11 protein-coding genes and 3 tRNA genes are annotated in these 13,034 nt (G+C 35.8%); 8 read left to right on the forward strand and 6 right to left on the reverse strand.

The window, feature by feature from the left end:
* Positions 1-45: 45 nt before the first annotated feature.
* Together purB and rpe are read right to left on the reverse strand one after the other, a co-directional pair.
* Positions 46-1,350, reverse strand: a complete 1,305-nt coding sequence (gene purB, locus ABD909_RS08380; RefSeq protein WP_345097469.1) for an adenylosuccinate lyase — start codon at positions 1,348-1,350, stop codon at positions 46-48.
* 17 nt (positions 1,351-1,367) lie between these two features.
* Positions 1,368-2,036, reverse strand: coding sequence for a ribulose-phosphate 3-epimerase (gene rpe, locus ABD909_RS08385; RefSeq protein WP_345097470.1), 669 nt, complete (start codon positions 2,034-2,036; stop codon positions 1,368-1,370).
* Between the two features lie 140 nt (positions 2,037-2,176).
* On the opposite strand from rpe, the gene ABD909_RS08390 reads away from it, so the two are divergent.
* Together ABD909_RS08390 and dksA are read left to right on the forward strand one after the other, a co-directional pair.
* Positions 2,177-2,710, forward strand: coding sequence for a flavin reductase (locus ABD909_RS08390; RefSeq protein ID WP_345097471.1), 534 nt, complete (start codon positions 2,177-2,179; stop codon positions 2,708-2,710).
* Between the two features lie 328 nt (positions 2,711-3,038).
* Positions 3,039-3,455 (forward strand): RNA polymerase-binding protein DksA, encoded by a 417-nt coding sequence (gene dksA / locus ABD909_RS08395; protein ID WP_345097472.1) that lies wholly within the window; start codon positions 3,039-3,041, stop codon positions 3,453-3,455.
* A 47-nt stretch (positions 3,456-3,502) separates the two neighbouring features.
* Here dksA and ABD909_RS08400 read toward each other — a convergent pair whose 3' ends face one another.
* Positions 3,503-4,015 (reverse strand): hypothetical protein, encoded by a 513-nt coding sequence (locus ABD909_RS08400; RefSeq protein WP_345097474.1) that lies wholly within the window; start codon positions 4,013-4,015, stop codon positions 3,503-3,505.
* A 210-nt stretch (positions 4,016-4,225) separates the two neighbouring features.
* Here ABD909_RS08400 and ABD909_RS08405 point away from each other — a divergent pair, with 210 nt between their 5' ends.
* A complete protein-coding gene (locus ABD909_RS08405) occupies positions 4,226-6,772 on the forward strand; it encodes a response regulator (protein WP_345097475.1) in 2,547 nt (848 codons plus the stop codon).
* A 477-nt stretch (positions 6,773-7,249) separates the two neighbouring features.
* On the opposite strand, the gene purN is transcribed toward ABD909_RS08405, so the two are convergent.
* On the reverse strand, positions 7,250-7,861 hold the full coding sequence (purN, locus tag ABD909_RS08410) for a phosphoribosylglycinamide formyltransferase (protein WP_345097476.1): 612 nt from the start codon (positions 7,859-7,861) through the stop codon (positions 7,250-7,252).
* Positions 7,858-8,943 carry a phosphoribosylformylglycinamidine cyclo-ligase gene (gene purM / locus ABD909_RS08415; RefSeq protein WP_345097477.1) on the reverse strand — a complete coding sequence of 362 codons (1,086 nt, stop codon included), beginning with the start codon at positions 8,941-8,943 and terminating at the stop codon, positions 7,858-7,860. Before purM ends, purN begins: the two co-directional genes overlap by 4 nt.
* Before the next feature lie 167 nt (positions 8,944-9,110).
* On the opposite strand from purM, the gene ABD909_RS08420 reads away from it, so the two are divergent.
* The 5 genes from ABD909_RS08420 (at position 9,111) to ABD909_RS08440 (ending at position 11,949) form a co-directional block, all read left to right on the forward strand.
* Complete coding sequence (locus ABD909_RS08420; protein ID WP_345097478.1) at positions 9,111-10,322, forward strand: AI-2E family transporter; 1,212 nt, start codon at positions 9,111-9,113, stop codon at positions 10,320-10,322.
* Positions 10,319-11,008 (forward strand): DnaA regulatory inactivator HdaA, encoded by a 690-nt coding sequence (gene hdaA, locus ABD909_RS08425; protein ID WP_345097479.1) that lies wholly within the window; start codon positions 10,319-10,321, stop codon positions 11,006-11,008. Before ABD909_RS08420 ends, hdaA begins: the two co-directional genes overlap by 4 nt.
* Positions 11,009-11,368: 360 nt before the next feature.
* Positions 11,369-11,445, forward strand: a tRNA-Pro gene (locus ABD909_RS08430).
* A gap of 90 nt (positions 11,446-11,535) precedes the next feature.
* Positions 11,536-11,841 (forward strand): ETC complex I subunit, encoded by a 306-nt coding sequence (locus tag ABD909_RS08435; RefSeq protein WP_345097480.1) that lies wholly within the window; start codon positions 11,536-11,538, stop codon positions 11,839-11,841.
* A 31-nt stretch (positions 11,842-11,872) separates the two neighbouring features.
* Positions 11,873-11,949 (forward strand) — tRNA-Arg (locus ABD909_RS08440).
* Positions 11,950-12,932: 983 nt separating this feature from the next.
* Here ABD909_RS08440 and ABD909_RS08445 read toward each other — a convergent pair.
* Positions 12,933-13,007: transfer RNA gene (locus ABD909_RS08445), tRNA-Val, on the reverse strand.
* Positions 13,008-13,034 lie beyond the last annotated feature (27 nt).

Below are 13,034 nucleotides of genomic sequence, written 5' to 3' on the forward strand. Positions count from 1 at the left end.
AAAGACGATGTCTTTGTATTTTATGTGCAATCAATGCAATTTTTGTTATTTTCCAAAAACACGTTGAAAAATTGTATGAATATGTTTGGTATGGTATGAAAGGTCAAATTTTTCGCGAAGTTCTGCTTCAGTGAGAACTTTTGTAACATCTTTATCATTAAGCAATTCTTTAAAAAAATCTTTTCCTTGTTCCCAGACCTTCATCGCATTTCGTTGTACAATCCGATAAGATTCTTCACGACTCATTCCAGCTTGAGTAAGCGCTAAAAGTACCCGCTGTGAATGAACAAGCCCTCGAAATTTATTGAGATTTTTTTGCATATTTTCTGGATAGACAATTAAATTTTCAATGACAGATGTGAGACGAGCAAGAGCAAAATCAAGCGTAATGGTTGCGTCAGGACCAATATAACGCTCAACAGATGAATGGGAAATATCACGCTCGTGCCAAAGGGCTACATTTTCCATGGCAGGGATTGCAAATGCACGTACCATACGTGCTAATCCCGTTAAATTTTCTGTTAAAACTGGATTACGTTTATGTGGCATAGCTGATGAGCCTTTTTGTCCAGGTGAAAAATGCTCTTCTGCTTCTAAAACTTCTGTTCGTTGTAGATGGCGTATTTCTATAGCTAATCTTTCAATAGATGAAGCAATAACACCAAGCGTTGCAAAAAACATCGCATGATGATCACGTGGTATAACTTGAGTGGAAACGGATTCAGCACTTAATCCCAATGCTTTTGCGACATGCTCCTCAACGCGTGGGTCAATATTTGCAAAAGTGCCTACGGCACCTGAAATAGCACAAATAGAAATTTCTTCGCGTGCTGCAAGAAGGCGTTTGCGACAACGGGAGAATTCAGCATATGCAAGGGCAAATTTGACACCAAATGTTGTTGGTTCAGCATGAATGCCATGACTGCGTCCAATGGTGATGGTCTCTTTATGTTCAAAAGCACGTCTTTTTAATGCTTCAAGAAGTTGATCTATATCTTTTAGCAAAATATCACTCGCACGCATCAATTGAATGCTAAGCGTTGTATCGAGAACATCTGAAGATGTCATACCTTGGTGGATAAAACGTGCTTCTGGTCCAATAAATTCAGCTAAGTGGGTTAGAAATGCTATAACGTCATGTTTGGTAATCGCTTCAATTTCATTAATGCGGTTGACATCAAATTTAGCTGCTTTTCCTTTTTCCCAAATGATTTTAGCAGCTTCTTTGGGAATAACCCCTAGTTTAGCTAGGGCATCACAGGCGTGAGCTTCAATTTCAAACCAAATACGATATTTCGTTTCTGGTGACCAAATTGCTACCATTTCAGAGCGGGAATAACGTGTTATCATGATTTTTTCCTTATTGTTTAGAGAGTTGCTGCTTGGCGCAATGTATTGATGCGTGTTTTGTAAAGCTCTTTATTGCCATTTTTATAAATTGCAGAGCCTGCGACAAATACATTTGCACCAGCTTTTGCCGTTACTCCGATTGTATCAACAGTGATACCACCATCAACTTCAAGATCAATTGGCCTATTTCCAATTATGCTTTTAACACGTTTGATTTTATCTTTCATTTCTGGAATAAAATTTTGCCCACCAAAGCCAGGATTGACTGTCATGACGAGGATAAGGTCTAATTGATCAAGCAAATATTCCACGACATGTTCTGGTGTGCTTGGATTAAGTGCAATTCCTGCTTTTTTTCCCATTGCTTTGATTATTTGTAATGAACGATGAAGATGAGGGCTTGCTTCAGCATGAATGGTTATAATATCTGCACCAGCATTTGCAAAAGCTTCTAAATAAGGATCTACAGGTGTGATCATCAAATGAACATCAAATATTGTTTTGGTTAATGGGCGAAGCGTCTTGACTACATCAGGACCGAAAGTAATATTAGGAACAAAGTGACCATCCATGATATCAAGATGGAGCCAATCTGCGCCAGCATCAACAACATCTAATACTTCTTGGCCAAGTTTAGAGAAATCAGAAGCCAAGAGCGAAGGTGAGATGAAATAAGAATGGGGCATTAGCTTCTCCTTGATTGGCTGTTTTTATCACGTTGTTCTGTATACTAAAATATCTTTTGTGTTATGACTTAAAAGAAAAATACTCATAGGTCTTTTATGAAAAGATTATTTGAAATTTTAAAGCTGTATAAGTGAAAGATATGTCAAATCATACAACACATTTAATGCCTAAACTTCAACATAATATTACTGTTTCTTCGCAAGAATATCGAGATGCTATGAGTCATTTTGCAGGAGCTGTGCATATTGTAACAACAGATGGCATAAAAGGAAGGCGCGGGGTAACAGTTTCAGCATGTTGTTCTTTATCTGATGAGCCCCCAACACTGCTTGTTTGTCTCATGCGTCATAACCTCAAGAATCAGTTGTTTATGGAGAATGGAAATTTTTGCGTTAATAGTTTGGCAGGAAAACATCGTTTATTAGCAGATATTTTTTCTAGACGTTGTAATATCACACAAAGTGAACATTTTGATATAGCACAATGGGGGACTTTGGTGACTGGTGCGCCTAGTCTTTCAGATGCTTTGGCGTCTTTTGATTGTCGTTTGATTTGTTGGCATGAACATGCAACCCATTGTGTTTTGATTGGTGAAGTTGTTGCTATTAACCGTAATCAAGAAAAAGATGCTTTGGTATATTTAAATCGTGGATATCACACTCTTCCTCTATAGGGATTTTAAATTTTTTGCATATTGAGATGATTTGTTGTTGATACAATTAAGATTTTGTCCAATCACTGGGTAAGGTTCTTGCGTACCGCACTAAAATATATGTCTTTTTTGTTTATAGGCTTGCGGTTGTGGCTAAATTAGGGGATAGATAAGTTATGATCAAGTGATTTTATCTTGAAAACAGATACTATGCAAAAAAGTCATGAAGATTGCAATTATATCTTTAAGCAGATTCGTGAAGAGGTAGAAAAAAGTATTTTATACTTGTGTTGATTGGTGTTGCACAATATATAGTCCGCACATACCATATATGGAGGTTTTTTATGGCATGAGCGAAGAGTTTGATGATCAATATCGCCCTAGTGAGGATGAGCCTTTTATGAATGAGCGACAAAAGGCTTATTTTCGTGCTAGATTGGTTTCTTGGAAGAATGATATCTTAAGAGAAGCGCGTGATACTTTGGAAAATTTGCAAGAAGAGAATGTTGGTCAACCGGATTTGACGGATAGAGCATCTTGTGAAACTGATCGCACAATTGAATTACGTGCCCGTGATCGTCAGAGAAAACTCATTTCAAAAATAGATGCTGCTTTGGAGCGCATTGATAATGGAACTTACGGTTTTTGTGAGGAAACTGGCGAACCCATTAGTTTAAAACGTCTTGAGGCTAGACCAATTGCGGTTTTATCATTGGAAGCACAAGAGCGCCATGAACGACGAGAAAGAGTTTATCGCGACGATTAAAACCAATAGGGATGATTTTAAAACACTCAGTGTTAGAATTTGGCTTTTTATTTATTTTGAGCAGGAATAAATAAAGAGGGTTCTTGCCGTCCTTCAATTTCGGCGGTGATTGCTGAATCTTTTACATTTTGATTCGTAAAAGGAGCGTTGTTGTTACTTTGCTCTTGCTCTCTTTTATCTAAAGGAAAAGTTCTTTTTTCTGTAGGATTCTGGTTTGAATCGATTTTTTTTGTTGTTAATGTTGGCTGTATTTCTTGCGTTTGTATAATTGCACCAGTAATATCCGCTTCTACAACAATGTCTGTAAATCCACCAGTAAGAAGCAAATGCTCTTTATTATCACAACGCACTAAAACAAGACGACGTGTACGATCGATAGCAATGGTTTCGCAGAGAGTTAATCGCGATGGATGCTGTTTTCTTTTAAGTCTTCTTTTATTTAAACGGTGTAAAAGAAAGATAATCACAGTAATAGCTGTAAGTGTTATAATGAAAAACACAAAGCTTGTTGTTATATCAGCAGTGAGTGTAGCTATTTTGCTTGTTAACCAGACATACATAAAATTTCTTTCATTTTAGAATGGAAATATTATTTTTTATTGAAATAAGTTCGTAAATATACCCTTAAAACATTCATTTAATATAATATAAAAAATCTTTTAAAATTGCGTGATTGTTTTGGGGAGATATTGTTGTTGGTATATACTTCATAAAAATACTTATAGAAGTAATTTAGGCTATAAAAACAGCTATAATCAAGGCAAAGTGAGATGGATAAAGATTTTGAAAATAGTAAAAAATCATCGGCTTTTTCTGTATATCGAGGAGGTATGATTCTTCGTGTTGTTTTTGTAATCGTTTTTATCTTCATTTTAGGTATTGTAGTTTTTTCTTATCCACAGAGTTCTTTTCAAAAAGCTTGGGTGGTATCTTTTGGGGCTTTGGCGGTTATAGGGATTGCTGCATTTGTGCTGAGTAGAAAGGGTTTTTTAAGATATAGAGAGGTGCAGTTATATGATAACTTTGATTTGAGTATTTTTGATACTAGTGATGATGCAATTATAGTTTCTGATTTATCCGGTTTTGTTTATTATTCTAATCAAAGTTATCAAAAAATTCTTACCTATAATCCTCAGTCCTCTTGTTATATGGTGATTGCTGAGCTTCCTGGTGCTGGTGCTCTGGCTTATCGTTTAAAAGTTGCAGCATATAGTCATCTTGCCGCGCAAGAAGAATTAAGGGTTGAACAGTCAATTTTTGCTCATTCTACACAAAAAAAACCTGTTTGGTATAATATCTCTGTTCAACCGATCAGAAAGCGGAGACAAAGGTTTTTATTTTGGCGCATTAGCAATATTTCACATTTACAGGAATGTCGTGAAGTTTTTTTCTCGAATCTTCAAGAAGCTATCAATCATTTAGATCAAGCACCCGTTGGATTTTTATCCGTTAATACACAAGGAACTATTCTTTATGCAAATGCAATTTTTGCTGAATGGTTCTCAATTGATTTGGCAAATTTTACCGTTGGTCAATATAGTTTTGATCAATTATTTGATAGCGTTGGAGAAAATAGCGCATGGAGTGACATTTGTTTGCAAAACGACAGACATCAAAGTTCAGGTTACTCTTTGCCTTATAGGTTTTCATTGTGTTTAAATGCAGAGACCGGTGTTGAGAAAATATTGAATTGTTTTATGTCTGCTTCTTCTTTCTTAGAGGACGAAGCCATTTATCGTATTGTGATAATCCCACAACAAGTACAAAGACAAGAGAACGATGAGCAAGTACAATTGCCCAGTATCTTAGTAGAGTATTTTGATGCGAATCCATTTGCAATAGCAGTGGTGAATCAGAAGGGGCAATTGGTTCATATGAATGATGCTTTTTCATCCCTTACGGGATGTGTAGGCAAGACTTTTCTTGATCTCTATAATGTTATATCGCATCGTGATCGTGCACAATTAGAACGTGCATTTCAAAAAATTACGACAAATAAAAGTTATACAGTTTCGATAGAAACTGTTTTAGAAAACAATGAAGAGCGCCATTTGCGTCTCCATCTCATGCCTATAAAGTCCTATTGTGATGATCCTTTACGGGATTTTGTCATTATTTCCGTTATGGAAACGACAGAACAAAAAACGCTTGAAGATAAGATGATACAAAATCAAAAAATGCAAGCTGTTGGGCAATTGGCAGGCGGTATTGCTCATGATTTTAATAATGTTTTAACAGCAATTTTAATGTCGTGTGATCTCCTTTTAAATACGCACCGTAGTTCTGATCCTGCACATGCTGACCTTATGAATATCAAAAACAATGCCAATCGTGCAGCGGCACTTGTACAGCAGTTACTTGCTTTTTCTAGGAAGCAAACACTTCGACCTGAAGAAGTTGATTTTACAGAATTTTTATCAGATATCCGCAATCTTATTTTACCCCTTTTAGGCAATAATATTCAGTTAAAAATTATCCATGGAAGAGATTTATGGAGCGTTGAAATTGATCAAGCATCTTTTCAGCGTGTAATTATGAACTTGGTTATTAATGCGCGTGATGCCATGCCTAATGGAGGGATTGTTACGATTGCAACAAACAATATTACAAAACAACAAAGTGCTGAATTCGATCATGTTGGCTTTGGAATTGGTGAGTATGTGCAATTGTCTGTTTCAGATACAGGAATGGGAATATCATCTTCTATACAAGAAAAAATGTTTGAACCATTTTTTACAACAAAAGAAGTTGGAAAAGGAACAGGTCTTGGTTTATCAATGGTTTATGGAATTATCAAACAGACAGGGGGATATATTTACTGTGAGAGTAGAGAGGGGGAAGGAGCGGTATTTCATATTTTTCTCCCTCGTTATATTCCTAGTACTTACGGTGAAACTTCTCAGCAGATAAAAAAAGATGAAGAACAAGACAAAAATGTGGATTTAACAGGATCTGCAACTGTTTTGTTGGTTGAAGATGAAGATGCTGTCAGAATGGGTGGGGTAAGAGCTCTTCAAATGAGAGGATATAAGGTTTTAGAGGCGGCAAGTGGGGCGGAAGCTATTGCTATTCTTGAGGAAAATAACGGGGCTGTTGATATTATTGTTTCTGATGTGGTGATGCCAGAAATGGATGGTCCAACATTGCTTAAGGAAGCACGTAAAAATTATCCTGATATCAAATTTCTTTTTGTTTCTGGATATGCAAAAGATGCATTTGCTAAAAACCTTCCACAAGATGCTGTTTTTGGCTTTTTATCTAAGCCATTTACACTTAAACAATTAGCTTTAACAGTTAAAGAAACACTTGCAGAATAAAATGAAAATTGTGTTATAAAATACTTATTGTTTAGGGAAAAAGGTGTATAAAAAATTTATAGATGAGCTGTTTTTATTAGTCGTAGAGACAAGTGTTTAGGGTAGCTTATGTTCGAAATACCTATGAAGTAAAGTACATGAAGTGGTTAATCGTGGAATTCCGCGAAAAGAATCTAGATTATCTATGACTTTTGTGCTAGGGAAGCTGCGTCCTTTAGAAGGAGGAGGAGGGCAATTTTAAAAGATTATTAAGATAAAAATTGAGAGTATCTTGAAAAATAAACATAGAAGTGCGTAAAATGATTGCACTGAATACGTGATAGTTGTTTAGAAGTTTATTGTTAGCATTTAAAATGGAAAAGTACTTTATACTTTAATAAAATTATTCATGAAGATACGTAGATTCTATTTATTAGTTTAGAAGAGTGATATTGATACACATTTTAAATACAATATTGAAAAAAACCAATGATACACTCAAAAGGACAAAAGTTGTTGTTGCGTATCTATATTTTTATTTTGCCCTTCAATGAAGAATTTTAAAGCCTGTGGGTAAAGTTTATGTTCTGCTTTCAGAACTCTCTGTGCTAAGTCATCAGTGGTATCATTGGGACAGACTGGAACGGCTGCTTGAGCAAGAATTTTTCCTGCATCCATGTCTTTTGTCACAAGGTGAACAGTGCAACCAGTGATTTTAACGCCTGCCTGTAAAACTCTTTCATGCGTATTTAAACCTTTAAATGAAGGTAAAAGAGAAGGATGAATGTTTAAAATTCGTCCTTCATAAAGTTTTACAAAATGCGCTGAAATAAGGCGCATATAGCCTGCAAAGCAGAGAAGATCCGGTTGATATTGGGCTAAAATCTTAAAGATAGCTTCTTCATGCGTTTGTTTTGTTGGATAATTTTTACGATCAACAACATGAACAGGTAAGTTATGGTGATAAGCCTTTTCAATGCCAGCAGCATGGGGATTATCACAAATAACTGCAACGATTTCAGCAGGGTATTCCTTTTGCTTGCTGGCTTTGGCAAGAGCAGTCATATTGGAACCATTGCCAGAGATAAAAACAACGATTTGTTTTTTCATAAGTGAAGTGTACCTTTATAGAGTATTCCTTTGTTTTGGCGTTTTGTTAAAATGCCAAGAGAGGTAACGTTTTCTCCCTGTATTTCAAGTGTTTGCGTAATTTTTTCAACGGCGTGTTGTGCTACGATAACAATCATGCCAATGCCACAATTAAATGTGCGTAGCATTTCAGTTTCTTCTATTCTACCCTGTTTGGCTATCCATGAAAAGATGGGTGGAACATGAATGGCAGAAAGATTGATTTCAGCGCAGAGAGAAGATGGAAGTATTCGTGGAATGTTTTCAGGAAAGCCTCCCCCCGTGATATGAGCAAGAGCTTTGATTCCTTTATAATTTCGTATAATAGGGAGGAGTGATTTTACATAAATGCGTGTTGGTGTGAGAAACGCTTCACCAAGGCTCATCTGAGGATTAAAAGGGGCAGGATCTTCCCACTTTAGGTGATTCTGTTCAATGATTCGCCTTATAAGAGAAAAACCATTGGAGTGAACTCCAGATGCACTAAGACCTAAAATGATGTCACCTTCTGTAAGATCTTTTGCAGGGAGTAATGCGCCACGTTCACATGCTCCTACGGAAAAGCCGGCTAAATCATAGTCACCTTCTGCATACATACTTGGCATTTCTGCAGTCTCTCCTCCAATAAGAGCAGCACCTGCTTGTTTACAACCCTCTGCAATACCAGAGATAATTGCAGCACCTTGTTCAGGATCAAGTTTACCCGTTGCAAAATAATCGAGAAAAAAGAGAGGTTCAGCACCTTGTACGAGTAAATCATTAACGCACATGGCGACAAGATCAATACCCACAGTATTATGGTAACCTACTTCAATGGCAATTTTCAATTTTGTTCCTACACCATCATTGGCTGCAACAAGAATGGGATCTGTAAAGCCGGCTGCTTTTAAATCAAAAAGGCCACCAAAACCGCCAATTTCTCCATCTGCTCCTGCTCGTTTTGTCCCACGTATAAAGGGTTTAATTTTTTCTACCATGGTATTGCCTGCATCGATGTTAACACCAGCTTGTGCGTAGGTAAGACCACATTTAGATTTATCATTTATAAGATCGTGATTGCTCATTGGAGCCTTCCTTATGGAAAATCAGATTTTGATGTTATGCAATGCCATGATAGAGTTATCTCTGCAAGAGAAATTGATATTTACCATTTTTAGAAAATAAGCAACTCTGCTTGTGCCCCATATTGAAGAAGTTTATAATCTTTGTGAAGAATTTTTTAGGATATTTTATGAGCAAGATACCAGATAATCAGGGGCAGTCGTTTTGGCAGCCTATGAAAAAAAAAGTGTGTGAGAATGGATCTCGTGATCGTTATAAAACTTATGTACCAGCTTACACTCAAGTGCCATTACCAAGTAATATGAAAAAACAAATTTTTTTCTGGCTTGGTACATTGGTTTTTTTCATTCTTTTTATGTTTGTTTTTGGATCTGTTTTACTTCCTTTTGTAGCAGGGATTGTATTGGCTTATTTCCTTAATCCCATTGTTCAATTGCTTGAAAAGTTTGGTATTCGTCGTGTTTTTGGCACTATCCTCATTACTTTGTTTATTATTGTTATCTTTGTTGCGGCTTTAATTATTTTAATTCCTATTATTAGTTGGCAAATACAGCAATTTATGAGTAATGGTTTGCCCGTTTATATTAATCGTATTCAAACTTTTTTCGTTGAACATGATTTTGATTGGGTTCGGCGCTATTTTGGGAGTGATCCAAATGAATTACAGAGTAATATTAAAGGGCTTTTAGGAAAAAGTTCTGATTTTATTACATCTCTTTTAAATTCACTTTTAAAGTCAGGAAAATCTATCGTTAATCTTGTCAGCTTGTTTGTGGTGGCACCTGTAGTGACATTTTATATGTTATTAGATTGGCCTCGTATGGTTTCAGCAATTGATTCGTTGATACCACGAGATCATCTTGAAACCGTTCGTAGTATTTTTCATGAAATGGATAGAGCTATCGCTGGCTTTGTGCGTGGACAAGGCACAGTCTGCCTTATATTGGGAGGCTACTATGCTATTGGTCTTACTATTACAGGTCTCAATTTTGGTCTTTTGATTGGTATGTTTATTGGCATTATAAGCTTTGTTCCTTATATTGGCACGATGAGTGGTTTTGTACTCTCTGTTGGTGTTGCATGGGTCCAGTTTTATCCGGATAACTGGGTGTGGATTGTCATTATCATGATACTCTTTTTAATTGGTCAATTTGTTGAAGGCTATATTCTTCAGCCAAAACTTGTCGGATCATCAGTAGGATTACATCCCGTGTGGTTGATGTTTGCACTTTTTGCTTTTTCTTCGCTTTTTGGTTTTACTGGTATGCTTGTTGCTGTACCTGCCGCAGCGGCTGTTGCTGTTTTGGTTCGTTTTGCTCTTCATACTTATCTTAATTCTCAAATGTATTCGCGAAGTGGAAACTCGGAGTCGCTAGAATGAATGGCCGTGAAAAGCAATTACCTTTAAATTTTTCTTATAATCCGGTTTTCCAATTTGATGATTTAGTTGTGACGGAAAGCAATCTTATAGCTTTTCAGCTTATTGATCATTGGCCAAATTGGGTCTTTCCTATAGCGGTTTTGGTTGGAAAAGAAGGATCTGGGAAAACGCACTTTTCTAGTGTATGGGCACAAAAAGCGGATGCTTTAAGTCTTCATCGCAATGAAATTGATCAGGTTGTTGCTATGGCTTCTTCAGGGCGATCATTTTTAATTGAAGATATTGATGCAGATGAAATTAATGAGACGGGGCTTTTTCACTTGATTAATAGTGTTAAGCAAGCGAATCTTAATACAGGTCAAGCGACTGTGTTGATTACTGCTCGTACAGTTCCATCAGCGTGGAATTTAAAGTTAAATGATTTAAAAAGTCGACTTAATTCAGTTATGTTGGTTGCAATTAATCAGCCTGATGATGCATTGTTAAGAGCTGTTGCTTTCAAACTTTTTTCTGATAAGCAAATTATTGTTCATCCGGATGCTGTTCACTACCTTGTAAGCCGTTGTGAACGTTCCTTATTTGCCTTGAGGCATGTTATTGATTCTGTTGATCGCTTAGCATTACAGAGAAAGAGCAAAATAACACGTGCTGTCATTAGTGAAGTGCTTAATATGAAAGTTCAGTAGGAACTGCTTTTTAGCATATTGCATTTTATAACTTTGGAATTTTTTGAGATGACAAGTTTGTGTGTTAGAATTTTATTCACTCATAGTGTTATGAAGTTTTTGAAGCTATATATGAATTGTAGAATTCCTATAGAGAGGCTCTGTATTTGTTAAAGTGGATTTACTTGCCCCTTTGCATTAGACATTCTCTTTTTATTTTTGTTAATGAGGATATCATTTGAAGGTATATTATTTAGAAGAATAAAAAGTTGGAAAATTTTTCTTGTAAAGAAATACAACAAAATTAAAAAAAAATGTGTTTTCCTCTTGCACTTCTGTTGTGAAAATTTTAGGGAATGTTCATCAAATAAATGTAAATGGCGGAGCGTAGCGCAGCCTGGTAGCGCACCTGATTTGGGATCAGGGGGTCGTAGGTTCGAATCCTATCGCTCCGACCATATTTGGTTTTATGTGAGAGAATGTTACAATCGTATATCTGTGGTGAGAAATTATCATTTAATGGTTGTATATTCTAAAGGGAAGTAATTATGGTTGCGCGTATTTATAGTCCTGCTAAGACGGCAATGCAGTCAGGTAGAAGGAATATTGGTTTTTGGATTTTGCAATATGAGCCGTTACAGGCAAAAATGCTCGAGCCTCTTATGGGGTATACGGCAACTTCTGATATGACTAGTCAGATAAAAATTCGTTTTAGTAGTAAAGAAGAAGCAATTTCTTTTGCATGTAAGAATGCTATCCCTTACCGTGTAGAAAAAACACATAAAGCGATTCGGCGTGCTGTTTCTTATTCTGATAATTTTCGCAGCGATAGGCAGCAATCTTGGACGCATTAGTTATGTTATTTTAATTGAGAGAATCTCAGTTGGTCCCGTAGCTCAGCTGGATAGAGCAACGGCCTTCTAAGCCGTGGGTCACAGGTTCGAATCCTGTCGGGATCACCATGTTTAAATGATATGAAGAGATTATACAAAAGTTCGGAAATTTTTGGTTGTTTTGATTCTATTAGCTTATTTTTTTGTATGCTCCGAACTTTTTTGAATTTTTCTGATTGATTTTATTATGAGTTTTTTTCGGCTGTTTTAGTAGGGAAGGGTGTTATGTTATTTTCAGAGCAGTCAATAGCGCTTGAAGTTTAATGTAGCACTTGCATTAAAAGTACGTGTTGCTATGCATTTTTCATCTATATACTAATTTTTTAATTTCTGCTTGGTTATATACTTCAAAAAACAGATTATTTTACAACTTATCTTTAACAAGCTTATTTCTACTTTTTCTACAAATGAAGATTTTATCTCCAATGATTTAATTGAAAGGGGGATGACTAATGCAGGTAAAATAGGAAGAAAACATTTATTTTGAATTGGTGGTTTTCTATTTTTCAGTGATGATATTAATAGAGATATCTTTTATTCATATCACTCTCATACAAACTTATACAGAGAAGATATCAATCTTTAAAGATAAATTCTAGGCGATGAGAGAAGGTCCTATTGGTCGATTTTTTTATTTATGATATAATAAAGGCTTTCATATTTTTTGAGAAAGTGAAGATTTTTGTTTAAAAGAGAGTATTATTATTTTTCAAATTAAAAAAGTTTCTTTTGGTAGTTAAAAAATATTTTCCCAAGCAGGGAAAAGAGAAATACAACATATAATATTTTCCTTCTTGAAGCAGCTTGAAACATTCAAATAATTTTCACTTTTGGATGGACATTACAAAGCTAAATTAGAGCAAAAAGGCCTTTTATTTAGAAATTTTATTGTTGTTATAAGAGACCCATCACATTGATTTATAAGGATAACTAAGTGTCTTCATGTTAAGTGGTAGGCATTCATGGTGTAATATTTTCTCGCGTTTGTTTATGCATCTTACATGTCTAAAAACATATAGAAAACCAATAAATTATTTGCAAAATAAAAAAAATGGTGGGCGTGACAGGGATTGAACCTGTGACCCCTACGATGTCAACGTAGTGCTCTCCCGCTGAGCTACACGCCCATTTATTGATGTTGCATACACCATATA

Origin of the sequence: Bartonella acomydis (genome assembly GCF_039543025.1) — a bacterium.
Lineage (GTDB): Bacteria > Pseudomonadota > Alphaproteobacteria > Rhizobiales > Rhizobiaceae > Bartonella > Bartonella acomydis.